Raw genomic sequence first — 21,882 nt, 5'->3', positions numbered from 1 at the left:
GCATCGGCGCTCACGAAGCGTCCTTGCCGCGCCCCTCGCCGCGCAGCCGCCGCGCGACGCGGTCGAGCACCGCGTTGACGAGCTTCGGCTCTTCCTCTTCGTAGAAAGCCTTCGCGATGTCGACATATTCGGAAACGATGACGGCCACGGGCACATCGTCGCGCGCCATGATCTCGTAAACGCCTGCCCGCAGGATGGCACGAAGCGTCGAATCGAGCCGCGACAGCGGCCAGTCGTCCGTGAGCGCCTGGTGGATAGCCGGGTCAACGGTCTTCTGGTTCTCGACCACGCCCGACAGGATCGCGCGGAACCATTGCGGGTCCGCCTCGCGGTAAAGCGCACCGTCCACCTCCTTGCCGAGGCGGAAAGATTCGTATTCGGCAGCGGTCTCAAGCAGGCCGGAGCCAGCGACATCCATCTGATAGAGCGCCTGCACGGCGGCGAGGCGGGCCGCGCCGCGCTTATTTGCCTGCTTCACGCCGGGCTGGCCGCTGCCGGGCTGATGCGCCATCGCCTTCATGCCCCCAATCGCTCGCGCAGCGCGATCATGGCAAGTGCGGCACGCGCTGCAAAGCCCCCTTTGTCGCCTTCGCTCCTGCGGGCACGAACCCAGGCCTGCTCCTCGTTCTCGGTGGTGAGAATACCGTTGCCGATCGCAAGGGATTCTTCGACGGAGAGGTTCATCAGCGCGCGCGCAGATTCATTGGCCACGATGTCGAAATGAAAGGTCTCCCCGCGGATCACGGTGCCCAGCGCGACGAAGCCATCATAATCCGTGCCCCCATCTTCCGCCGCATCCAGGGCGAAGGAGATCGCCGCCGGAATCTCCAGGGCGCCCGGCACCGTCACCACGTCATAGGAGGCTCCGGCCTCGTCGAGCGCGGCCTTGGCGCCTTCGAGAAGCGCGTCGGCGAGGTGATCGTAGAAACGCGCCTCGACGATCAGAAGTTTGAGGTTGCGAGCGTCGGCCATGTTTGTCTCCGGGGGGGTTGCCGGTCACTTAGGCCGAAGCGGTTGGGTGCGCAAGCGGGAGATAGGACGCCGCATGGGATCTTCACCGGCAGCACCCCACACGCAGACGTGATCGATCGAACACGGGCCCCAGGAATAAACGCAAGCATCGCCCGATCTCCTAGCCGCACGCCGCATTGCGGCTCTGAGCAAGGAGAACGGATGTGACCCACCATGACGACGAAGAAAATGGAATGACGCGCCGACATGCGCTCGAATGCATGATATGGGCGGGAACCGGGGTGCTGTGGACGGTCTCAGGCGGCATACCGAAATCCCTGAGCCTGCTCGACCGCGCTGAGGCTGCCGAGGTGGCGCAGCAGGGGTTCACTTTCCTGCAGATTTCCGACAGCCATGTCGGATTCGACAAACCGGCGAACCCGCATGCAATCGATACGCTGAAGGAGGCGATCGGGAAGGTGGCAGCGCTTCCCGCCAAGCCTTCATTCATGATCCACACCGGCGATATCACCCATCTGTCGAAAGCCGAGCAGTTCGACAACGCCACCGAGATCATCGGCAGCACCGGGCTTGACGTGCACTACGTTCCCGGCGAGCACGACGTGATCGACGAAAATCTGGGCAAGGCCTATCTGGAGCGCTACGGGAAGGGCACCAAAGGCGCCGGCTGGTACTCGTTCGACCAGAATGGCGTGCACTTCGTCGGTCTCGTCAACGTCATGAATCTCAAGGCCGGCGGGCTCGGCAATCTCGGCGCAGAGCAGCTTGCCTGGCTCACTGACGACTTGAAGGACCTTTCCAACTCGACACCGATCGTCGTGTTCGCGCATGTGCCTCTCTGGACCATCTATCCGGAATGGGGCTGGGGCACCGACGACAGTGCGCAGGTGCTTTCGATGCTGAAGCGCTTCGGCTCGGTCACGGTGCTCAATGGGCATATCCACCAGATCATGCAGAAAGTGGAAGGCAACATGGTCTTCCATACCGCGCGATCGACCGCCTTCCCCCAGCCGGCTCCGGGGACGGCGCCTGCGCCCGGGCCGATGCTCGTGCCGGCCGAGAAGCTGCGCAGCTATCTCGGCATCACCAACGTGTCCTTCGCCGTGGGCCAGAACGACCTGGCGCTCATAGACACCACGTTGGCCGACAAATGATGCGCAGCGAGGAGATCAGTCATGAGACGATGCAATGGATGCGCACGCCTGGCGCTTGTCGTCGCCGCCCTGAGCGCGGCTACGGCAATTGGGACGGCAGGTGCACTTGCCAGCGGGCAACTGGTCCAGATCGGCAATTTCGCCTTTTCGCCGGAGAATGTCACCGTTGCTGTCGGCACCACCGTCACATTCCGGAATAACGACGACATGGTCCATACCATTGTCGCGGAGGACGGGAGTTTCCGCTCGAAGGCGCTCGACACTGGTGACGAATATTCCTTCACCTTCGACAAGCCGGGCGACTACGCGTTTGTGTGTGGTCTTCATCCGTTCATGCATGGCAAGATAACGGTCACCCAGTGAACGCGGTGTCCGGCACGGCGTGGCGGAACGCGTTTCGGCGTTCCGCCAGGTTCGAGAAACGACGCGATGTGAGCAGCGAGGCGGCAAGCGAGCGCTTCAAGGAAGTCGTGCTTCCGCATCTTGCGGACGCGATGGCGCTGGCACGCTGGCTGACGGGGAACCAGCATGACGCCGAAGACGTCGTCCAGGACGCCTGTGTTCGGGCGCTTGCGGGAATTGACGGCTATTCGGGACGGGGAGCACGGGCCTGGCTGTTGGCCATCGTGCGCAATTCGTGCTTTGCCTGGCTCGCCAAGAACCGGCCGAAGAGTCTCGTCCTGGTCGGCGACCTCGCCGCAGTCGATGAGATCGGACAATCGGACGATGCCGAACCGGCGCTCACGCCCGAGGCCGAGCTGATCAGGAAGGCAGATGCAATGCTCGTGCGGAGGGCGCTCGAGACCTTGCCCATTCCGTTTCGCGAGGTCCTTGTGCTGCGCGATATCAACGAATTGAGTTACAAGGAGATAGCGGCAATGCTTGCAGTGCCTATCGGCACGGTGATGTCCAGGCTCTCGCGCGGGAGGGGCCTTCTCGCTATCGCAATCGAGCGAGCACGCTAATGGACCGAGGTTCTGACCCCAGGCAACCCGACCAGGATCGCCTCCTACTCAACGCACTGGCGGACGGAGAGCTCGACGCCGCGACGACTCTGTCCCTGGAGGAACGCCTCCAGCGCGATCCTCTTCTCAGGGCCGAGTACGACGGGATCGGCGCGGCAAAGGCTGCCATCCAGCGCCTTGGGCAGCCTGCCGTCAGCGACGAATTCCGCGAGCGCATCGCTGCACTCGCGGCGCCGCGGCCGGCAAGGCTGCACGCTACGCGGGACAGGCCTTGGCTTGTCCCGGGCGGATGGCGGAGCCTGGCGGCCTCGATCCTGATCACGGCGATCGCGGCAAGTGGCGCCACCTACATGCTGGTTACCCCGCCGGCTCCCGCTTCACCAGAGGTCGCCATTGCCGAGAACCACATGCGCAGCCTCCTTGCCGCCAACCCGGTGGATATCGCTTCGTCCGACCGGCACACGGTGAAGCCATGGCTCGACGTGAAGCTCGGCGTATCCCCCCCGGCCATAGATCTTGCCGATCAAGGATTTGCACTGGTCGGCGGGCGTGTCGACGTGGTTGACGGCCACGCAGTGCCGACGCTGGTCTATCGCCACAACGAGCATCTGATCAGTTTGATCGCCGTGCCGATTGCCGGCGACTACATCCGCCTTGAACCGCAGAACCTCGATGCCGGCGGCTATCACATGGTCAAATGGAGTGACGGGGGGTTTTCCTACTGGGCAGCCTCGGATGTGGAAGTGGACAAGCTCAACGAATTCGTGAAGCTCTATCGATCGAAATCGTAGAGCCAGCCAAATTCTGTGTCTATTTCAGCTCATCGCAAGGTCGGCGGCTCGCTTGCGTCAAGCCTGTCTGCCCAGCCCTGCACGGCTTGATGATCGATGACGCGGCCGGCATCCACGTCGGCCATTGCTTCGAGCGTAAGCTTCCGCCGCTTCTCCACCCTCTACACAAGTGGCAGCGGTGCATGCACCTTGGTCTCCATAAGACGATCCATTCTTTAATCAGAACCAATCATGATGATGGAATCTAGCTCAACTAGATCGACGACGCCTCCGCCAGCCGCGCGGCATAGCGCGCCATGGTATCGACCTCGAGATTGACGCGATCGCCGGCCTTGCGCTCGCCCCAGGTCGTCACTGCGAGCGAATGGTGGATGAGCAATACGTCGAAGCGCGTCCCCTCTACCTTGTTGACCGTAAGCGAGGTCCCGTCGAGTGCGACGGAGCCTTTCGGCGCAATGAATCTCGCGAATTCGCGCGGCGCCTCGAGCGTGAAGCGGACGGCATCCCCCTCCTCTTCCCGCGCGACGATCTCAGCCATGCCGTCAACATGTCCGGAGACGATGTGTCCGCCGAGCTCGTCACCGATCTTGAGTGCTCGTTCAAGATTGATGCGCGTGCCCGCTCGCCAGTCTGCGGCGGTGGTGAGCCGCAGCGCTTCCTCCCATGCCTCGACCTCGAACCAGCGCGAATTGGAGCCGCCGTCCGGCAGAGTGACCACCGTGAGGCAGACGCCTGCGCAGGAAATCGAGGCACCGATTGCGATTGTCTTCGGATCATAGGCCGTCTCGATCCTCAACCGCACCCCTTCATCGAGCGGTTTGACCGACGAGACGGTGCCGATGTCCGTGACGATGCCGGTGAACATCAGAGCGGCCTTTCATATTCGATTAGTCGGTCGGAGCCGAAAGATTCTTCACCGACCTGATTGAAATCCGGTGGAACGCTATCTTCGGCAATGGGCGCGGCAACGCCGCTCTCGCCCACTACCGTTTCGGCCGCGAACAGGGCGATTCGGTCGACGAGCCCGGCTTCCAGAAAGCGCCGCGCGGTTTCTGCGCCGCCCTCCAGAAGCACGCTCTTCACGCCGCGAACGCCGAGATGCCGCAGGATTTCGCGCGGCTCGAACCGCCCCTTATAGTCGGAGGTGATCGTTTCGACCGTGGCTCCACGGTCGCGCAAGCGCCCAACGGCCCGCGCTTGCGCCTTGGCGCTGGCAAGAACCAGCACCCGGCTGCAATCCCGCTCGGAAAACATGCGCGCCGCCAGCGGCGTACGCGCGAGCGGATCAACGACCACGCGCAGCGGCGAGCGCTGCGCGAGCCCGTCGAGACGGACGGTGAGCAGCGGGTCATCCTCGACCACCGTCTGGACACCCACCATGACCGCATCGTGCTCGACTCGCATGATCTGCACCGCGCGCCGCGCGATCGGACCGGTGATCGAGACTTGGCCGGCGCCAACGCGGCCGATCCGGCCATCCGCCGAGACGGCAAGCTTCAGCGTCACGAAGGGACGACCTTTTGCCCTGAGCGTGAGGAAGCCCGCCATGGCCCTCTTGGCCGCAACCTCCTCGCAGCCGACATCCACCTCGATGCCGGCGCGCTTCAGGATCGCGACGCCGCGACCCGCGACCCGGATGTCGGGATCGAGAGTTGCGATCACGACCCGTCGTGCGCCTGCTGCGACGATAGCGTCGGCACATGGCGGCGCCTTGCCGATATGCGAGCAGGGCTCGAGCGTGGCATAGATTGTAGCGCCGCGGGCCCCCTCACCCGCCTCGCCGAGCGCCTGCAGTTCGGCGTGCGGCCTGCCGCCCAAGGCCGTGACGCCGCGGCCGACAATCGTCGGCACGCCGTCTACCTCGCGCACCACCAGCGAGCCGACGGACGGGTTCTCGGCGGTAAGGCCCAAATGCTGCCGTGACAGGCGAATCGCCGCCGCCATGAAACGACGGTCCAGCGCTTCCTGCCGCGCTGATGCCGACCGTTCCAGCATGCTCAGCCTGGCTCCTCTTCGCCCTTCAGCTCGCCGAGGACATCCTGGAAATCCTTGGCCTCGCGGAAATTGCGATAGACCGAAGCGAAGCGGACGTAGGCGACATCGTCGAGCGACTTCAGCGCTTCCATGACAAGCTTGCCGATGTCGCCGGAAGTGACCTCGGTCTCCCCGGAGCTCTCCAATTGCCTGACAATTCCCGACACGGCGCGTTCGATGCGCTCGGGGTCGACATTGCGCTTCCTCGTCGCGATCTCGATCGAACGGCTCAGCTTGTCACGGTCGAACGGCACCTTGCGGCCCGATTTCTTGATGACTACGAGATCGCGCAGCTGCACACGCTCGAATGTCGTGAAACGGCCGCCGCAGACCGGGCAGACGCGCCGCCTCCGGATCGCCGCGCCATCCTCGGCCGGCCTGGAATCTTTGACCTGCGTATCTTCCGACTGGCAATAGGGGCAGCGCATCTTGGGCGAATCTCAAACGGTAGCGGGTGATATCAGTCGAACGGTGGGAAAATAAGTACGATAGCGCCTGACATCACGGGTCAGAATCGGGAGTTGGAGGATACTGGCTTGGGCACCGATGAAGAAGTCCGGCAAAACGCCGGTCTTGGTGCCACCGGATGACCTATAGCGATCAAAGACCTTCGCGGCCAGGAACAGCGCAGCACGTGGAAATTCGACGAGTTCCAAGCCCGCTCCATCGACAAACTGATCAAGCTCTTCGATACGGCCGTAGCGGGTAGAGAGTTCGGCGTAAATGACTGCATTGATGAGCAGGGCCCCTTCCATCGACGCATCGTCCAGCGCGGCGATTGACCAGCTCGACCAAGAGGAATCTCCGGTGACAATGTCCAAGAGGACGTTGGTATCAACGAAGGTCAATCATCACCACGCGTCAGCGCCATGATCTCGTCGGTGCTCAGGCCGGGACCGGCATGGCCGAGAAATTTCAAAAAACGACTGGGTGGTCGCTTTTCATCTGTTCTTTTCAAAACAACTTCACCGCCAGGGCCACTCTTGAATTCCACCTTGCTGCCGGGTTTCAGGCCGAGCCGATCCCGCACGGCCTTGGGGATCGTTACCTGACCCTTGGAGGTAACGGTGGTGCTCATCTCATCCTCGGTAAGAATTCATTCTTGGATAGGTATTACCGAGGGCCGGCAAAATCAAGCTCAGCGGGCAGCTCTTGTGATGCCTTCGCGGGTCAGCCGAGATACGGATAGATCGGGAAGCGCTCCGTGAGCGCGATCACCTTCTCCTTCACCGCCGCCTCGACGGCGGCGTTGCCTTCGTCGGAATTGGCCACTTTCAGCCCATCCAGCACTTCGGCGATCAGCTTGCCGATCTCGCGAAACTCGGCCTGGCCGAAGCCGCGCGTGGTGCCGGCCGGCGTGCCGAGACGGACCCCGGAAGTGACGAAAGGCTTCTCGGGATCGAAGGGAATGCCGTTCTTGTTGCAAGTGATGTTGGCGCGGCCGAGCGCCGCCTCGGCGCGCTTGCCGGTGGCGTTCTTGGGACGCAGGTCGACCAGCATCAGGTGATTGTCGGTGCCGCCGGAAACGATGTCGAGGCCCGTCTCCTGGAGGCTCGCTGCGAGTGCCTTGGCATTGGTCACTACGTCATTCGCATAGGTGCGGAACTCCGGCTTCAAAGCTTCGCCCAAAGCCACCGCCTTGGCCGCTATCACATGCATCAACGGACCGCCCTGCAGCCCGGGGAAGACCGCAGAGTTGATCTTCTTGGCGATGTCTTCGTCGTTGGTCAGGACCATGCCCCCGCGCGGTCCGCGCAGCGACTTGTGGGTGGTCGTCGTCACCACATGCGCATAGGGCAGCGGCGAAGGGTGTGCGCCCCCGGCGACCAGCCCGGCAATATGGGCCATGTCCACCATCAGATAGGCGCCAACCGAATCCGCGATCTGGCGGAATCGCTCCCAGTCCCAGATGCGCGAATAGGCCGTGCCGCCGGCAATGATCAGCTTGGGATTGTGGACATGCGCCAGCCGCTCGATCTCGTCCATGTCGAGGAGATGATCATCCCGGCGCACGCCGTAGGACACGACATGAAACCACTTGCCGGACATGTTGACCGGCGAGCCATGCGTAAGGTGCCCACCCGAATTGAGGTCCAGCCCCATGAAGGTATCGCCGGGCTGCAAGAGCGCCAGGAACACGGCTTGGTTCATCTGGCTGCCGGAATTCGGCTGGACGTTGGCGAAATTGCAGGAGAACAGCTTCTTCGCCCGTTCGATGGCCAGGTTCTCGGCAATATCCACGAACTCGCAGCCCCCGTAATAGCGCTTGCCCGGATAACCCTCGGCATATTTGTTGGTCATGATCGAGCCCTGCGCCTCGAGCACGGCGCGCGAGACGATGTTCTCGGAGGCGATCAGTTCGATCTCATGGCGCTGGCGGCCGAGTTCCTTGCTGATGGCGCCGAAGATCTCAGGATCGGATTCGGCGAGCGCCGCTGTAAAGAACGGCCCAAAGCTGGTCTGAGCTGCCGGTGCAGTTGCCATAGTCGCACAATCCTCGGGTTCGGGGGTGATGGCCGCGCATTAACACACTTGGCCGGCGCTCGCCATGTTTGCGGCGCGACATTTTGGCCGCCTCTTGCGGCAGGCGCTATTTCGGACCATCTCGCGAACAGTTGAAACAGCCTTGCCACGGTCTGCACGCCAATACTGCTGTAACGTGCCGCCCATGACATGGATGAACATCAAGATGTCGCCTGGTATCGCGATCATGGATCTCTGGATCGCTTTCGCCGTCACCTGGGCTGTCGCGGCGCTGTGGGCGGCCAGGGCCGAGAAGAGCGCCGGGCTCAGCGTGGAAGCACCCTATCGCATCACCATGCTGGCTGGGGCAGCGCTGCTGGCCGTACCGGCGCATCGCTACCAGGGCTGGATGAGACTGTGGCAGGTCAATGCGGCCGAGGCCTGGGCGTGCGTCGGACTGATGGCTGCCGGCCTGGCGCTCGCCTGGTGGGCGCGGCTCCACCTCGGTCGTCTGTGGTCCGGCAAGATCACGAAAAAGGCCGAGCATCGGATCGTTGAAACCGGCCCCTACGCCATCGTGCGACATCCGATCTACACCGGCCTCGTGGTGGCGATCCTCGCAACGATGCTTGCAAAAGGCACACTGCCCGGCATCGCCGGAGCTGCACTGATCACCACAGGCATTTATATGAAGGCCCGCCTGGAGGAGCGCTTCCTGCGTGCAGAACTCGGCGCGGATGCGTATGACGCTTATAGCCGACGCGTTCCGATGCTCATCCCGTTTACCTGACGTGATTGTGGTGCATGGAGCCCGACCGAATGCTTGCCTATGGCTTTGATTTCTTGCAGTAAATAACTGTTCTCTAGAGCTTTCTTGCTTTGGGCTGGCGCTGCGCTGGCGTCGAACGCAAAACGCGCCAACCAAAAAGGCCGCCCGGAGGCGGCCTTCTAAATCACAACACGCTGGCTGATCAGAGCGCCGTCGACGAGATCTGCAGCTCGTCGACGCCATCGCGTCCGTAGATGTCGTCGCGGAACTGCACCACGCCATCGCCGGTCGACCAGGCCGAGACGTAGGTGAAGTAGACGGGCACCGGGTTGACGAGTTGGATCGGCGTGTTCTCGCCGCTCTTGATCGCCTGCTCGAAATGCTGCCGGTTCCAGCCCGGAGTGTCACGCAGCAGCCAGACCACCAGATCGCGCACGTTCTGAACACGCACGCAGCCCGACGACTCGAAACGCATCAGCTTGTTGAACAAGCCCTGCGAGGGCGTGTCGTGCATATAGACCCCGTCCGGGCTCGGGAAGTTGATCTTCACCGAAGCCATGGCGTTGATGGCGCCTGGATCCTGGCGGAAGCGAAACTTGGCCGCGTCCTCGGTGTTCCAGTCGATCGTCTGAGGATCGATCTCGTTGCCGTCCGGGCCGAGGATGTGAATATTGTTTTCCACCAGATATTTGGGGTTCTTGCGCATCAGCGGAATGATGTCCTTGCGGACGATCGACACGGGGGCGTTCCAGTACGGGTTGACGACGACCTCGTTGATCTTGGAATTCACGATCGGCGTCTGCCGGTCGATCTTGCCCACAATTGCGGTGTGGCGCGAAACGACGCGGTTGTTCTCGACCGCCTCGATCTGCGCAGCCGGGATGTTGACCATCACATAACGGTCGCCGAGGAAGCCCGACATGGAGCGCAGCCGAACGAGGTTGGTTTCGAGCTGACCAAGCCGCACCTGCGCGCTGATGTTCAGCGCGGCATAGGTGTATTTGCCCATCACGCCGTCTGCCGGCAGGCCGTGACGGGTCTGGAAGCGCTTCACCGCCGCGTCGACATAGGTGTCGTAGGCTTGCGAAACGCCGGCCCGAGCCGACAAATCCCCGGAAATGATCAGCCGCTTGCGCAGCACCTCGACGTCGGGATCGACGACGCCCAGCTTAAGCTTCTTCGTCGACGGAACGACCGGCCAGCCGCCCTGCGCAACGATCTGCTGATATTGGCCGATCGCCTGCTCGATATAGGTGACGGTCTGTGGCGAAAAGATCGGCAGCCTCGAGGCGATCTTGTTGCTCTGGCTCGCCTGTGCGTCGAAATCGTCGCTCCAGTTGCCGCGTCCCTGCGATTTCAGCAGCTGGCCGATCGCGTCCAGCCCTTGTGCCTCCTGCGCCAGCGCGGCGCTTGCGATGAGGTCGAGGGCGATCAGGCTCGCTCCGGTAAGAAAAATGCGACGGCTCGTGTTCATCGGCAATCCAGGTAACGCGGTTCTCGGTCAGAGTTGGAGACTTCGGCCGAGAACCTACATGGCCCGGACTTAACAATTCGCCAACCATGAGGTCGGCCCAAGTTCTCCAACCGCTCAAAACATCGTTCGGACCATTTACAGGACCGAGCGTAGTCTCACGCAGTTCATCCGAGATCGGGTAAGTCATCCGAATATGGCCGCAAAGTGGCCAATCCGGCATAGCGAGTTGCAATCGCCGCCAAAACGATGAAACCGGCGACGCAGTGTCACCGGTTTCACACACCGAGCCAATGTCACAAGATCCGCCGCTGCGACAAATCCAGGTTGGAGCCGTGCGTTAGAGGACGAATTACATCCGATACGCGATCGTGTCGTTCCAGAAGCGATCGAGGCGTTGCAGGGCGCGGTTCATCTGCCGGAACTCTTCCTGGTTGATGCCGCCGACCTGCTCGATCGAGCCGACATGACGCTCATAGAGACCGCCGACAACTTCGGCGATCGCCTGCCCCTTTGGCGTCAGGCTGACGCGCACCGAGCGGCGGTCGATGCGAGAACGCTGGTGATTGATGAAGCCGAGGTCGACGAGCTTCTTGAGGTTATAGGAAACGTTCGAGCCCAGATAGTAGCCGCGCGAGCGCAGTTCGCCGGCAGTCAGCTCCGAATTTCCGATGTTGAAGAGCAGCAGAGCCTGGATCGCATTGATGTCGCTGCGGCCGTTGCGGTCGAATTCATCCTTGATAACGTCAAGCAGACGCCGATGCAGACGTTCGACAAGCTGCAGGGATTCCAAGTAGAGTGAACGAATCGCTTCGCGGCGATCGTCGTTTGCTACAGCGGGCTTGGCCGCGTGACGCGAATTGATCATTGTGTTTGCCTCTCGTTTGTCGCCCGGTGATTGTTTTTGTCTGTCACCTTGGCAGTGACCTTAGCGAACACAACTAAAATTCGACTTAAACGCCAAGCTTAACAGTGCCTTACGAAGAGGCGCTTTCAGCGAGGCTTAAGGATTGGTTACCGCTCGGCGCGCTTTTGAAAGTAAATCACCAGGCGGAACACGGCGTAGAGAAGAACCACCAGCGCGTGCGAGAGGATGACCAGCCATCGCTCGCCGAACAGTTCCGGAAAGCCCAGATACATGACCGCTTCGGTCGCCGCGCAAATCACCCAGATCACCGGCCCCCAGGACGTCAGCATCCAAAGCCCGATCGCGGCAAAGGGGAAAAATGCTGCGAGCACGACCGATGCCACGCGCCAAGGGACCGGCATCAGGTCGAACCGCCACAGCGGGCCGTCGTAGAGCCCGATCAACCGTATCCAGTAGAGCACGCCGAAGAGAAGACAGTAGACGGCGATCACGCGATGGAACCAGTAGAAGCTGACCTCGGCGGTCGAGGGCACATAGGTCCGTTCGTGGAGCTCGGTGTGGGTCAAAGCGCGAGCTCCCGTCTGTCGAGCGGCGCGAAGTAGCGGTCGATATCGGCGGCCTCGATATCTTCCAGCGTCGGCGGATCCCAGCGCGGCGCGCCATCCTTGTCGACGATCGCTGCGCGGATGCCTTCGTAGAAATCGTGGCCCGCGAGCATGCGATTGAGGATGCGGAACTCCATGCGCATGCACTCCGCCATCGATTTCCCAGCTCCGAGGGTGATCTCCTTGAATGCGACATGGAGGCTCGTCGGCGAACGTGTCCTCATGGTCGACAGCGTCTTTGCCGCGAATTCGTCTTTCGATGCAGCGGCCTTGAGGCTCCCAACGATCTCTTGCAGCGAGGAGCGGCCGAAATGATGGGCGATCGCCTGCAGCTTCGCCTCGTCCGTCTCCCGCCTGGCCGGCGAAAACACCTCACGTAACGCGAGATCAGGCTGGCCCGTTTCGGCGAGCCGCTCGATCAGGCCCAGCTGGTATTCGGCTTTCATCGTGTAGTTGGCAAGGCCGGACCACAATGCATCGCCGTAGCGGATGCGGTTTCCCGTCAGGCCGAGATACATGCCGAAAGAGCCGCCGAGATCGGGGAGCAGGCGGCTGCCGCCGACATCCGGAAAGAAGCCTATCCCCACCTCAGGCATGGCGAACACCGCATTTTCGGTAAGCACGCGGTGCGAGCCGTGGAAGGAGATGCCGACGCCGCCGCCCATGACGATGCCGTCGATCAGCGCGACATAGGGCTTGGGATAGGCATCGATCATAGCGTTGAGGCGGTACTCGTCGGCGAAGAAATCCAGGGGCGGGTTGTTGCGGTCCGCATTGTAGACCAGCATGAGGTCGCCACCGGCCGAGAACGCCCTCCCCTCCGCCTTGATGAGAACCAGCGCGATGCCGGCGTCGGTGCGCCAGGCTTCGAGCGCTGCCGTCAGCGCCTTGATCATGCGGTGCGTCAGCGCATTGAGGGCCGCGGGCCGGGTAAGCGTGACGACGCCTGCCAGGCCAATCCGCTCGAAGCGGATCTCGTCGCCGCCGCCGAAATCCATGCGTTCGATTCCCTGTTTGCAAGTAAGAGCTAATTCGGCTAGCGCGCCCGCGTCAATTGCGCATGGGCGACGAGGGTTGGTCCGCCCGTGGCCGCATGATAAAAAGCCGATATCGGAGACAGATCGATGAACAAGCACATGGGCAGGATGCCTGCCGGCGCCCGCAGCGTCGACGAGATCACCGGCGGCCGCAGGCTGCGGCGCATGCGCAAGGCCGACTGGTCGCGCCGGCTCGTGCAGGAGAACCGGCTCAGCGTCGACGACCTGATCTGGCCCATCTTCGTGATCGACGGCGAGAACCGCCGCGAGCCTATCCCGGCGATGCCGGGCGTCTTCCGCCTGACCATCGATCTTGCAGTGAAAGAAGCCGAGCGCGCGGCCAAGCTCGGAATTCCGGCGCTTGCCACCTTCCCCAATGTCGATATGTCGCTGCGCGATGAGACCGGCTCGCACATACTTGACCCGGAAAATGTCATCAACCGGGCGACACGTGCCATCAAGGCCGCCGTGCCTCAGATCGGTGTCATCACCGACGGCGCGCTCGACCCTTTCACCAGCCACGGTCATGACGGAATCCTCCGCGACGGGATCATCGTGAACGACGAGACGGTCGAGCAGGTAGCGGCGGCGGCCGTCGTTCAGGCTGCAGCCGGCGCCGACATCATCGCGCCCTCGGACATGATGGACGGTCGTATCGGCGCGATCCGCGACGCGCTGGACGCCAACGGCTTCCAGGACGTGGCCATCATGTCCTATGCGACCAAGTTCGCATCGGCCTTCTACGGCCCGTATAGGGAGGCGGTCGGCACGGCCGGCCTGCTCAAGGGCGACAAGAAGACCTACTACATCGACCACGCCAATTCCGAAGAGGCGGTGCGCGAGGCCGACCAGGACATCGCGGAAGGCGCAGACATGATCATGGTCAAGCCCGGGCTGCCCTATCTCGACATCATCCGGCGACTGAAGGACGAGTTCAGGATACCGACCTTCGCCTACCAGGTGTCGGGCGAGTATTCGATGATCAAGGCCGCGGCAGCCAACGGCTGGATCGACGGCGAGAAGGCGATGCTCGAGTCGCTGCTCGCCCTCAAAAGGGCAGGCTGCGACGGAATACTTACATATTTCGCGCCGGAAGTAGCGGAGATGCTGGCGCGCTAAGCAGGTTCTGCAAAGGTGCCCACCGTTTAGCGACACGAACCTGCGACAAACAAAGCGAATAAGCAGGCATTAACGGGCCAAAGCCCGAATGCCTGCTTCGGAGGTTTTGATCCAGGAGGGTACCGATGCGCCCGGGAAGCGGTGTTTTCCTTTTGGCGTTTCTCAACGCGCTCGCCATCATGGCCGGCCTCGATGCCGCATTCGCTCAGGCACGCAGCGGCGGCTGCACCATCGCGCAGGTCGGCGGGACCGGCCGCCAGGTCGTGCAGTGCAGCAGCGGCCTTTCGGTCACCGTCGAAAGCGGAGCGAGGTTCACGATGCTCGACCGCAACCGCGACGGCAACGCCGATACCGTGCGGCTCTCCCGCGGGGCAGTACTGCTCGATGTAGAACGGCCCGTGGAACGTATCGAGGTGATCGCTCCGCAGGCGATCGCGTCGGTGCGCGGCACCAATTGGGCGGTCGACGCGCAGGCCACCCGCACGTCCGTCTTCGTCGTCAGAGGCACCGTCGATGTGCGCCGCAGAAGCGGCGCCGCCCGCGTCTCGCTCCACGCGGGCGACGGCGTCGATGTGGATGCAGGCGCCGGCCCACTTACCGTCAAGCGCTGGCCGGCGGCGCGCGTTGCCGCCCTGCTCGCGCGCTTCGGCCAGTAGCGTGAGAGATGGTCGGCGTCCGTTGGTTCCGGTTGCTGGCCGCCCCCCTCCTGGCAGGCTTGTGGGGTGCAGTTCTGGGAGCAGCGCATCTGCAAGGCCAAGCTCCGATTCTCGACCGTGTCGAAGCCGCCCTGACTGACCTGAGGACAGTGGCACGGGGCCAGACGCCGGCGCCGGACCTGATCACCATCGTCGCGATCGACGACGCCTTGATTGATCAGGCGAAGGCCTATCCCCTGCCTCGCGCCACGCTCGCGCGGATCGTCGAAAGGATCGCAGCCCTTGGCCCTCGGGCGATCGCGCTGGATCTGCTGCTCGTCGAGGCGGGACCGGACGATGGCGATCGGCTGTTAGCCGAAGCACTGGCCAAACGTCCCACAGTGATTGCGGCAGCCGCAATCTTCATCAAGGGCGGCCGAGCCGAGGCGGATGCCAGCGGCCCCCTCGCCCGTGTCCCCGTCGCCGATCATTTCCTGCTGCCCCTGCCGATCTTCGCGCAAGCGGCACAGACGGGCATAGTCAACGTCGCCACAGACCCGGACGGCGTGCCGCGCTCGGCTCCGCTGCTCTTTCGGACCCCCGACCGGATCGAGGAATCGCTGGCGCTGCGCGTCGCGGCCGTAGCGACGGGCAGCGATCCGGTCATTGAGCCCGGCCTGGTGACGGTCGACGGCAAGTCTCTCCACACCGACCTTGGCCAGGACTTGCCGCTCGGCTTTTACGGCCCGCGCGGCACGATCCGAACATTGAGCGCTGCCGACGTGCTCAACGGCCCGATCGAGGCGCGGAGCATCGAGGGGCGCATCGTGGTGATTGGGGCGACAGTGACCGCGGGCGGCGATGTATTGCCGACGCCGTTCGACCCGGTGCTGCCCGGGGTCGAGGTTATCTCCACAGCTATTTCGAATTTGATGGCAGGGGACGGCCCGATCCGGGATCTCAATGTGCGCCTTACGGACGCCGCGATCGCAGTCGTACTTCCGGCTGTCCTCGTCACACTTCTGGCGTGGCGGCGCAACGTGATCGGTCTTGCGGCCATCGCAGGCGTCTTGATCGCCTGGGCGATCCTCAACATGCTGGCATTCGAGCACGGCATTTGGATGAGCGCTGCGCTTCCCCTTGCCGCAGCTGCGCCGCCTGCGATCCTCTTCGGCGCTGGGCAGATCTGGCTCCAGAGACGGCGGGCCTATCATTTTGCGCGGCAGGCAACGGTATTGCAGCGCGTACAGGCTCCCGGAATGGCGCATCTGCTGGCTCAGGATCCGGAGTTCCTGAAGGAGCCGGTTCGTCAGAACGCCGCGGTGGTTTTCGTCGATCTTTCGAGTTTCACAGGGCTCAGCGAGTCGCTCGGAGCTGCAGGCACGCGCGAGCTGCTGGATGACTTCTACGACCGTGTGGACGCGGAAGCCACCGCTTGCGGCGGTGCCATCACGAGCTTCACCGGTGACGGCGCCATGATCCTGTTCGGCCTGCCGGCGCCATCGGAAGATGATGCGGCCGCGGCGGCGCAATGCGCGATCGGCCTTTGCAGTGGCATGCGCGACTGGCTCGGCTCGCTCCCCGCCTCGATCGCACCGCGTATCGGTTTCAAAATCGGCGCCCATTACGGGATTGTCGTCGTCTCAAGACTGGGCCATGGCCGCACGCAGCAGATCGCCGCGACCGGCGATACGGTCAACGTCGCGAGTCGCCTGATGGAGGTTGCTGCCCGCTTCGGCGCCGAACTTGCCGTAAGCGACCATCTGTTGCGGGCAGCGGGCCGAGCCGCATTTGAGCCTGCCGTGCTTACCGGCCCGGTCGAGACCCGGCTGCGCGGCCGCACGCAGCCGCTTCAAGTGTGGACCAATAAGACAGGGCAGTAAGGGAATAGGGCAATATGGCAATAGGAAATGCATCCTACTGCCCTACTGCCCTACTGCCCTACTGCCTCAATGCGCCGTTTGCGAATGCTGGCCGCCATGCTGGGAGATGCCGTTCAGGGCCTCCCCTGCCTTGCCTGCCTCGCCGTTGGCGACCAAGTCGCCGAGCGAAACGATGCCGACCAGCTGCTTGTCGCGGTTGAGCACTGGCAGCCGCCGAACCTGGATGTTGCCCATGTTCTGAAGGACGTGGTCGATCTCTTCGTCCTCGAAGCAGTATTTGACCTCGGTGGTCATCACATCACGGATCTTGGCGTCTGGACCCCTGCCTTCCGCTACACCGCGCACGGCGATATCGCGGTCGGTGATCATGCCGATCAGCCGATTGTTCTCGGCCACAGGCAAGACACCGGCGTCGAGGCTGGCCATGGCCTGGGCGGCCTCCCTGAGCGTATGGTCGGGATCGGCGATCTTGACGCTGCGCGTCATGCAATTGCCAATTTTCATAGCTCGCTCCCTTGGTTTGAGGCACCCCGCCAAACGGTGTTGCAGGAAGAATGAGCGCCTCCCGGAAACGTTCCGTCGATTTGACTCAGCGGCGCCTTGATGGATGTCGACCCAGGCAGGAGCGCGGGACGAATATCGATTTCGGCGACCGTCTGCTTGCATTGCCCAACCATTCATGCGTGAGAATGTCGATGAGCGGGGGACTTTGACATGACACGTCGACCGATCGTCATCATCGAGGCGCCCACCAATCTCGGCCTCATGCCGCCGGCGCCTGGTCAGGAGCCTGGAACGCGGCATGCCCCCGACGTATTGCGGGAATTGGGGCTCCACGACCAGCTGAACGTGCGAGAGGTCGTTCGCGTGGAGCCGGGTCCGTATTCGAAGGACGAAGGGCGTTCGATCAACATCCGAAATGTCGAGGCGATCGCCGAACATGCTCTGCGCCTCTCCGACGCGATTGAAACCGCCATAATGGCGGGAGGGCTTCCGTTGGTACTTGGCGGAGATTGCAGTCTCCTGATCGGCTCCATGCTGTGCATGCGGCGGCTCGGCGAACCGGCGCTTCTCTTCATCGACGGCCATTCCGATTTCTTTCTGCCGGAACAATCATCGACGGGCGGCGCAGCCGGCATGGATCTCGCCCTGGCGACGGGCTGGGGTCCCCCCGAACTGACGGACCTCGAGGCCCGGCGTCCCTATGTTCCGGCCGGCCACGTGGCTGCGCTCGGGAACCGCGATTTCAATCGCCGCCGCGAAGCAGATATTCCGGATATCGCGGATGCCGGCTTTTACTATCGCTCGCTCGTCGACATGCGGCACGAGGGTATAGAACGAGCCACGGGAAAAGCGGTGGCCGCCATAACCTCGAACAGTCGGCGCTGCTGGATTCACCTGGACGTCGACGCGATCGACTCGGCCCTGATGCCGGCTGTGGATTCGCCGCAGGCAGACGGATTTTCCTGGACCGAGATCGAGAAGCTATTACGCGCCGCGCAGCCGTATGACGCTGCGGGCATGCAAGTAACGATTTACGACCCCGAGCGAGATCCCGGGCATACGGCGGGCAAAGCCCTGGTCGATCTGCTGGTCTCGGTCCTCGGCTAAGGGACTCAAGCGGCTGTGCCTTCATCGATTCCGACCGAAGCAGGCTTTGGCGGAGCGAGCAATTCGATGAGATCTCCAAGGTCCCGGCGCAGCGTTTGAAAGATGAACGGCAGCACCGCCGCAGCAGGCGGCACTTGCGGCTCTCGATCCAAGGCGAGCTGCAGCTTCATGATGGCCGCGTCCAGCTCGCCGAGGTCCGGCACGTGGTTTGAGGACAGAAGCGCTTCAGAAAGCGCTTCGAGTGCCGCGCGAAAAGCGTCTCCGACCTCGCTCAGCGGAGGACCCAGACCACGCCAATCCAGGTCACCGGTCGACGTGGCGCGACCGACGAACGCGATGTCGCTGCGCAGTCGGCGCATCGTCCTCACCAGCCTGTCCTGCGCGGGCTCGCTATTCCCGAGGAGCGGAAACTCGCGCCGTACCTCCCGCGCTGCAGTCGCGATTCTGCCCAGTTCGGCAAGCGTTCTGTCGTTGATGCGATCGATTGCCACGCGCCTCATCGGGTCCGGCATCTGCAGGTGAAGCATCAAAGCTTGTGCCAGAAGCTTGAGCATCTCGGCGGACCGTTCAAGGCAAATGTGTCTTGCTCGCGACGGCAGGACAAGGATCGAGACGATGATGCCGATGACCGTACCAAGAGCGATCTCGACCACACGGTATATTGCCGAAGTCACGGGAGAGGCGCTGCTCGGCGTGGCCAGCAAGACGATTGCGGCCGTCAAGGGTGCTATCCGGAAGCTTGGGCGGAGTGCTGCGAGAAACGCCAATGGCGCCACCGTCACAACGAGAAGAAGGGCCGGATGAGCGCCTGAAAGCTTGCCCACCAGCGAGGCAGCAACGCCGACCACGGCACCAGCCAATGTCCCGAGCAGCCGGTCCACACCGGCGGCAATCGTTCCGCCCAGGCTCAACTGGACGATCATCAATGCCGTGATGACGGCCCACAGGCTTTGCGGAAGCGATAGCGCCTCCGCGACCATGAAGGAAAGCGCTGCTGCGGCGACGACTCGCACGACAAGGCGCAATTCCGATCGATAGTTTGAGGCCAGGTTCGGCATGCAGCGGATGTAGCACCTAGAGCAGGATGGATCAGAGTGGAGTCACTCATCCCGCTGCCGCATGACCTTGAAAGCTCAAGCAGCCGAGCGCGGCTCCGCAGCCTGGCCGGCGCGCCTATAGCATATCAGCATGATGCCCGAGCCGAGCTTCTGGCTTCTTTCGAGGGCAAGTGGCAGCTTGGTGCCGGCAGGAAACAGACGCTTTCCGCGACCGAGCACTGTCGGATAGACCATCAGCCTGAACTCGTCGACGAGCTCATGCTCGATCAGCGCATGGACCAGGACAGCGCTGCCATAGACGAGAATGTCTCCGCCCTCTCCCGCTTTCAGCTTGGCGACCTGCTGCGGTCCGTCGCCGCGCAGAATGGTCGTTCTGTTCCACTCGGCACGCTCCAGCGAGTTCGAGACCACGAATTTCGGCATGCTGTTGATGCGCTCTGCAAACCCGGTATCGTCTTTGACGTGAGGCCACACGCCAGCAAAGGCGTCGTAGGTAGCGCGGCCAAGCAAAACAGCGCTGCTGTCGAACAATTCACCTATCTTGAACCTGTCGCCATCCGGCCCTCGCTCGAATGGACCCGTCCAGTCCCCAAGCCCAGAGCCTTCCATGCCGACGGGGTCCTCGATGACGCCGTCGAGCGAGATGTATTCCGTTACGATCAGGTTGCGGGACATGTTCATTCCTCCCTTCCGATGCCTTGCTCAGGTTCGTGCAGGTCGGCCGAACTCAGTCGCGGCGTTCGTTCTGCGGAAAATCGAAAGGTGGCGCTGCAGCGGGATTCTCGCGCGCTTTTTCGAAGGCCTTTGCTCCGCAGTCCACGGAATCCCCCAGTAGTCTCTGTAGATCTCCTCGAACAGGTAATTGACAGGATGCATATTAGCCTCCATCGTTTTGAATCGATCCAAAGTCCGGGTCAAAAAATGAGCGCACTGAATCGATCGAGAAGTAGATTCCATTTGCTGCGCCGGCGACGCGAAACAGGCCTACCTGATCTTGCGCAGTCGCATTCCTGACCAGGCGGGCGAGCTTTGACGCTGCCGCCGAGCGACCTCGCCTGAAGAGTCGCGATCAGCGCAGTTTCCAGAACATGCATAGCGATGCTCCATGCTTTGGCTCGATCCAATCAAATCCGATACCAGAGGCATTGGATCGATTCAAAGCTAGCTCTCGCAGTGCGAATGTCAAGCAAAATTTTGAATCGATCCAACATTCGTGCTACCTCTCTGACATCGTTCAACGCAGAGAAAGCTCTTGCAGAGAAAGTCAATCAAACTGGCAGATGTGGCCAAAGCCGCCGGCGTTTCGCATGGGACGGCGTCCAATGTCTTCAGCAGGCCGGAGGTCGTGCGTCCGGAGGTCCGGGAGCGGGTGCTGGCAGAAGCGCAAAAGCTTGGCTATGCCGGTCCCGATCCGCGAGGCAGACTGCTTCGCGCCGGCAAGGTCAACGCGATAGGCGTGGCAACGGCCGAGCCCCTCTCCTATTTCTTCAATGATCCTTTCGCGCGCGTGGTCATGTCCGGCATCACACAGGCCTGCGATGCGACCGGCGCCGGGATCTCCCTCGTATCGGCTGCCAACAACGAGCAGCTTGCCTGGAATATCCAAAGCGCGGTCGTGGACGGCTTCATCGTCTTTTGCCTTGAAGGCGGATCGCGCCTTGTCGAACTGACCAGAGAGCGCAGGCTGCCCTTCGTGGCGCTGGATTTCGGCTATGACGACGAGACCATCAACGCGATCGGAGTCGACGATTTTTCCGGTGCCGGCATGGCAGCGCGGCACCTCGCCGAACTCGGGCATCGCCGGTTCGGGGTGCTCGCATTGCCGTTCGACGATTCCGGGTCGGGTCCGGCCTCGGTCGAGCGGGCGCTGACCGCTGCCTATGCCGGCACGCGTGATCGGCTGCGCGGCTATCTCGACGTGCTCGCCGGCTTCGGCGTCGATACGTCAGCCGTTCCTATCTACGAAACGGACAACGACGAAGTGACGACCAGGGCAGGCCTCGAATATCTCTTCGCTTTTCCCAACCCGCCGACGGCGGTGCTGGCGATGTCCGACAAAGTTGCGCTGATCGCGATCGACTGGTTCCGCGAGCGGGGGATTGCGGTGCCTGACACAGTCTCAATCGTCGGTTTCGATGGCGTGCCCGAAGGCGGGATTTCCAAACCGCCGCTTACGACAATTGCGCAGCCGATGGAGGAGATGGGCCGGCGCGCGGTGCAGACGATCCTCGAATTCGACGGCACCATCCGGCGCGAGACGATGGAGCTCAGACTCATTGGGAGAGCATCGACCGCCCCGCCTCTCCATTGACAAACGCATGCCTCCGGCTGGGCGCAAGCGCGCTTGCGAAGACCGCCGCCGAAGCGTCCACCACCCAGATGCATGTCGAACAGGTGGGCGCGCGCCTGGCCGGGAGCAATCGGGGGGAAAATAGCCGCAATTGCGC

The 21,882-nt window shown here is 62.6% G+C and carries 25 protein-coding genes and 1 pseudogene; 10 read left to right on the top strand and 16 right to left on the bottom strand.

All coding sequences use genetic code 11. The features are described 5' to 3' along the window. Positions 1-10 precede the first annotated feature (10 nt). Positions 11-511: a transcription antitermination factor NusB gene (gene nusB / locus SAZ10_RS06405; protein ID WP_318608474.1), complete on the bottom strand. Its 501-nt coding sequence runs from the start codon at positions 509-511 to the stop codon at positions 11-13. Positions 512-516: 5 nt separating this feature from the next. After that, complete coding sequence (ribH, locus tag SAZ10_RS06400; RefSeq protein WP_318608350.1) at positions 517-972, bottom strand: 6,7-dimethyl-8-ribityllumazine synthase; 456 nt, start codon at positions 970-972, stop codon at positions 517-519. Between the two features lie 203 nt (positions 973-1,175). Here ribH and SAZ10_RS06395 point away from each other — a divergent pair, with 203 nt between their 5' ends. From SAZ10_RS06395 to SAZ10_RS06380, 4 genes are read left to right on the top strand one after another with little or no spacing between them, the layout of a single operon-like run. After that, on the top strand, positions 1,176-2,126 hold the full coding sequence (locus tag SAZ10_RS06395; protein ID WP_318608349.1) for a metallophosphoesterase family protein: 951 nt from the start codon (positions 1,176-1,178) through the stop codon (positions 2,124-2,126). 21 nt (positions 2,127-2,147) lie between these two features. Continuing rightward, positions 2,148-2,489, top strand: coding sequence for a cupredoxin domain-containing protein (locus SAZ10_RS06390; protein ID WP_318608348.1), 342 nt, complete (start codon positions 2,148-2,150; stop codon positions 2,487-2,489). After that, positions 2,486-3,091: a sigma-70 family RNA polymerase sigma factor gene (locus SAZ10_RS06385; protein WP_318608347.1), complete on the top strand. Its 606-nt coding sequence runs from the start codon at positions 2,486-2,488 to the stop codon at positions 3,089-3,091. The genes SAZ10_RS06390 and SAZ10_RS06385 overlap by 4 nt, the downstream gene beginning before the upstream one ends. After that, positions 3,091-3,882 (top strand): anti-sigma factor, encoded by a 792-nt coding sequence (locus SAZ10_RS06380; RefSeq protein ID WP_318608346.1) that lies wholly within the window; start codon positions 3,091-3,093, stop codon positions 3,880-3,882. Before SAZ10_RS06385 ends, SAZ10_RS06380 begins: the two co-directional genes overlap by 1 nt. Positions 3,883-3,911: 29 nt before the next feature. Here SAZ10_RS06380 and SAZ10_RS33560 read toward each other — a convergent pair. The 7 genes and pseudogenes from SAZ10_RS33560 to glyA form a co-directional block, all read right to left on the bottom strand. After that, positions 3,912-4,037, bottom strand: a pseudogene (locus SAZ10_RS33560) (CopG family transcriptional regulator); the annotation flags it as partial. A 98-nt stretch (positions 4,038-4,135) separates the two neighbouring features. Next, positions 4,136-4,747 (bottom strand): riboflavin synthase, encoded by a 612-nt coding sequence (locus tag SAZ10_RS06375; protein WP_318608345.1) that lies wholly within the window; start codon positions 4,745-4,747, stop codon positions 4,136-4,138. Then, entirely contained in the window at positions 4,747-5,877 is a 1,131-nt protein-coding gene (gene ribD, locus SAZ10_RS06370; protein ID WP_318608344.1) for a bifunctional diaminohydroxyphosphoribosylaminopyrimidine deaminase/5-amino-6-(5-phosphoribosylamino)uracil reductase RibD, read from the bottom strand. Before ribD ends, SAZ10_RS06375 begins: the two co-directional genes overlap by 1 nt. A 2-nt stretch (positions 5,878-5,879) precedes the next feature. Beyond that, positions 5,880-6,344, bottom strand: coding sequence for a transcriptional regulator NrdR (gene nrdR / locus SAZ10_RS06365; RefSeq protein WP_318608343.1), 465 nt, complete (start codon positions 6,342-6,344; stop codon positions 5,880-5,882). A gap of 12 nt (positions 6,345-6,356) precedes the next feature. Beyond that, positions 6,357-6,764: a type II toxin-antitoxin system VapC family toxin gene (locus SAZ10_RS06360; RefSeq protein ID WP_318608342.1), complete on the bottom strand. Its 408-nt coding sequence runs from the start codon at positions 6,762-6,764 to the stop codon at positions 6,357-6,359. Then, positions 6,761-6,994, bottom strand: coding sequence for an AbrB/MazE/SpoVT family DNA-binding domain-containing protein (locus SAZ10_RS06355; protein ID WP_318608341.1), 234 nt, complete (start codon positions 6,992-6,994; stop codon positions 6,761-6,763). Before SAZ10_RS06355 ends, SAZ10_RS06360 begins: the two co-directional genes overlap by 4 nt. 92 nt (positions 6,995-7,086) lie before the next feature. Further along, positions 7,087-8,400 carry a serine hydroxymethyltransferase gene (glyA, locus tag SAZ10_RS06350; RefSeq protein ID WP_318608340.1) on the bottom strand — a complete coding sequence of 438 codons (1,314 nt, stop codon included), beginning with the start codon at positions 8,398-8,400 and terminating at the stop codon, positions 7,087-7,089. Positions 8,401-8,605: 205 nt separating this feature from the next. On the opposite strand from glyA, the gene SAZ10_RS06345 reads away from it, so the two are divergent. Then, complete coding sequence (locus tag SAZ10_RS06345; RefSeq protein ID WP_318608339.1) at positions 8,606-9,169, top strand: isoprenylcysteine carboxylmethyltransferase family protein; 564 nt, start codon at positions 8,606-8,608, stop codon at positions 9,167-9,169. Positions 9,170-9,350: 181 nt separating this feature from the next. Here SAZ10_RS06345 and SAZ10_RS06340 read toward each other — a convergent pair whose 3' ends face one another. From SAZ10_RS06340 to SAZ10_RS06325, 4 genes are all read right to left on the bottom strand, one after another. Next, the gene (locus tag SAZ10_RS06340; protein WP_318608338.1) at positions 9,351-10,622 is read right to left on the bottom strand and encodes a L,D-transpeptidase family protein; all 1,272 of its coding nucleotides are present in this window, start codon (positions 10,620-10,622) and stop codon (positions 9,351-9,353) included. 349 nt (positions 10,623-10,971) lie between these two features. After that, on the bottom strand, positions 10,972-11,487 hold the full coding sequence (ldtR, locus tag SAZ10_RS06335) for a transcriptional regulator LdtR (protein WP_318608337.1): 516 nt from the start codon (positions 11,485-11,487) through the stop codon (positions 10,972-10,974). 146 nt (positions 11,488-11,633) lie between these two features. Continuing rightward, the gene (locus tag SAZ10_RS06330; RefSeq protein ID WP_318608336.1) at positions 11,634-12,053 is read right to left on the bottom strand and encodes a DUF6163 family protein; all 420 of its coding nucleotides are present in this window, start codon (positions 12,051-12,053) and stop codon (positions 11,634-11,636) included. Then, the gene (locus SAZ10_RS06325) at positions 12,050-13,090 is read right to left on the bottom strand and encodes an enoyl-CoA hydratase/isomerase family protein (RefSeq protein WP_318608335.1); all 1,041 of its coding nucleotides are present in this window, start codon (positions 13,088-13,090) and stop codon (positions 12,050-12,052) included. The genes SAZ10_RS06330 and SAZ10_RS06325 overlap by 4 nt, the downstream gene beginning before the upstream one ends. A 126-nt stretch (positions 13,091-13,216) precedes the next feature. Here SAZ10_RS06325 and hemB point away from each other — a divergent pair, with 126 nt between their 5' ends. The 3 genes from hemB (at position 13,217) to SAZ10_RS06310 (ending at position 16,766) form a co-directional block, all read left to right on the top strand. Then, a complete protein-coding gene (gene hemB, locus SAZ10_RS06320; protein ID WP_318608334.1) occupies positions 13,217-14,248 on the top strand; it encodes a porphobilinogen synthase in 1,032 nt (343 codons plus the stop codon). Positions 14,249-14,373: 125 nt separating this feature from the next. Then, positions 14,374-14,904, top strand: coding sequence for a FecR domain-containing protein (locus tag SAZ10_RS06315; protein WP_318608333.1), 531 nt, complete (start codon positions 14,374-14,376; stop codon positions 14,902-14,904). 8 nt (positions 14,905-14,912) lie between these two features. Next, positions 14,913-16,766 (top strand): adenylate/guanylate cyclase domain-containing protein, encoded by a 1,854-nt coding sequence (locus tag SAZ10_RS06310; protein ID WP_318608332.1) that lies wholly within the window; start codon positions 14,913-14,915, stop codon positions 16,764-16,766. A 66-nt stretch (positions 16,767-16,832) separates the two neighbouring features. On the opposite strand, the gene SAZ10_RS06305 is transcribed toward SAZ10_RS06310, so the two are convergent. After that, complete coding sequence (locus SAZ10_RS06305) at positions 16,833-17,270, bottom strand: CBS domain-containing protein (protein ID WP_318608331.1); 438 nt, start codon at positions 17,268-17,270, stop codon at positions 16,833-16,835. 210 nt (positions 17,271-17,480) lie between these two features. Between SAZ10_RS06305 and SAZ10_RS06300 the strand changes: the two genes are divergently transcribed. Then, complete coding sequence (locus SAZ10_RS06300; protein WP_318608330.1) at positions 17,481-18,377, top strand: arginase family protein; 897 nt, start codon at positions 17,481-17,483, stop codon at positions 18,375-18,377. Between the two features lie 5 nt (positions 18,378-18,382). Here SAZ10_RS06300 and SAZ10_RS06295 read toward each other — a convergent pair whose 3' ends face one another. Together SAZ10_RS06295 and SAZ10_RS06290 are read right to left on the bottom strand one after the other, a co-directional pair. Further along, the gene (locus tag SAZ10_RS06295; RefSeq protein WP_318608329.1) at positions 18,383-19,390 is read right to left on the bottom strand and encodes an FUSC family protein; all 1,008 of its coding nucleotides are present in this window, start codon (positions 19,388-19,390) and stop codon (positions 18,383-18,385) included. A 120-nt stretch (positions 19,391-19,510) separates the two neighbouring features. Then, a complete protein-coding gene (locus tag SAZ10_RS06290) occupies positions 19,511-20,116 on the bottom strand; it encodes a dihydrofolate reductase family protein (RefSeq protein ID WP_318608328.1) in 606 nt (201 codons plus the stop codon). Positions 20,117-20,687: 571 nt separating this feature from the next. Between SAZ10_RS06290 and SAZ10_RS06285 the strand changes: the two genes are divergently transcribed. Next, positions 20,688-21,746 carry a LacI family DNA-binding transcriptional regulator gene (locus tag SAZ10_RS06285; protein ID WP_318608327.1) on the top strand — a complete coding sequence of 353 codons (1,059 nt, stop codon included), beginning with the start codon at positions 20,688-20,690 and terminating at the stop codon, positions 21,744-21,746. The last annotated feature ends 136 nt before the right edge of the window (positions 21,747-21,882 follow it).

The organism is Mesorhizobium sp. BAC0120, assembly GCF_033542235.1.
Lineage (GTDB): Bacteria > Pseudomonadota > Alphaproteobacteria > Rhizobiales > Rhizobiaceae > JAWRCU01.
The sequence above is the reverse complement of the archived record's forward strand: the minus strand, read 5'-3'. Positions and strand labels throughout refer to the sequence as shown.

Bases quoted from the DNA above. Each gene is read 5' to 3' on its own strand.
- nusB (WP_318608474.1), bottom strand. From the start codon at position 511: ATGGCGCATCAGCCCGGCAGCGGCCAGCCCGGCGTGAAGCAGGCAAAT.
- ribH (WP_318608350.1), bottom strand. From the start codon at position 972: ATGGCCGACGCTCGCAACCTCAAACTTCTGATCGTCGAGGCGCGTTTC.
- SAZ10_RS06390 (WP_318608348.1), top strand. From the start codon at position 2,148: ATGAGACGATGCAATGGATGCGCACGCCTGGCGCTTGTCGTCGCCGCC.
- SAZ10_RS06380 (WP_318608346.1), top strand. From the start codon at position 3,091: ATGGACCGAGGTTCTGACCCCAGGCAACCCGACCAGGATCGCCTCCTA.
- SAZ10_RS06375 (WP_318608345.1), bottom strand. From the start codon at position 4,747: ATGTTCACCGGCATCGTCACGGACATCGGCACCGTCTCGTCGGTCAAA.
- ribD (WP_318608344.1), bottom strand. From the start codon at position 5,877: ATGCTGGAACGGTCGGCATCAGCGCGGCAGGAAGCGCTGGACCGTCGT.
- nrdR (WP_318608343.1), bottom strand. From the start codon at position 6,344: ATGCGCTGCCCCTATTGCCAGTCGGAAGATACGCAGGTCAAAGATTCC.
- SAZ10_RS06355 (WP_318608341.1), bottom strand. From the start codon at position 6,994: ATGAGCACCACCGTTACCTCCAAGGGTCAGGTAACGATCCCCAAGGCC.
- glyA (WP_318608340.1), bottom strand. From the start codon at position 8,400: ATGGCAACTGCACCGGCAGCTCAGACCAGCTTTGGGCCGTTCTTTACA.
- SAZ10_RS06345 (WP_318608339.1), top strand. From the start codon at position 8,606: ATGTCGCCTGGTATCGCGATCATGGATCTCTGGATCGCTTTCGCCGTC.
- SAZ10_RS06340 (WP_318608338.1), bottom strand. From the start codon at position 10,622: ATGAACACGAGCCGTCGCATTTTTCTTACCGGAGCGAGCCTGATCGCC.
- ldtR (WP_318608337.1), bottom strand. From the start codon at position 11,487: ATGATCAATTCGCGTCACGCGGCCAAGCCCGCTGTAGCAAACGACGAT.
- SAZ10_RS06325 (WP_318608335.1), bottom strand. From the start codon at position 13,090: ATGGATTTCGGCGGCGGCGACGAGATCCGCTTCGAGCGGATTGGCCTG.
- hemB (WP_318608334.1), top strand. From the start codon at position 13,217: ATGAACAAGCACATGGGCAGGATGCCTGCCGGCGCCCGCAGCGTCGAC.
- SAZ10_RS06315 (WP_318608333.1), top strand. From the start codon at position 14,374: ATGCGCCCGGGAAGCGGTGTTTTCCTTTTGGCGTTTCTCAACGCGCTC.
- SAZ10_RS06310 (WP_318608332.1), top strand. From the start codon at position 14,913: ATGGTCGGCGTCCGTTGGTTCCGGTTGCTGGCCGCCCCCCTCCTGGCA.
- SAZ10_RS06305 (WP_318608331.1), bottom strand. From the start codon at position 17,270: ATGAAAATTGGCAATTGCATGACGCGCAGCGTCAAGATCGCCGATCCC.
- SAZ10_RS06300 (WP_318608330.1), top strand. From the start codon at position 17,481: ATGACACGTCGACCGATCGTCATCATCGAGGCGCCCACCAATCTCGGC.
- SAZ10_RS06290 (WP_318608328.1), bottom strand. From the start codon at position 20,116: ATGAACATGTCCCGCAACCTGATCGTAACGGAATACATCTCGCTCGAC.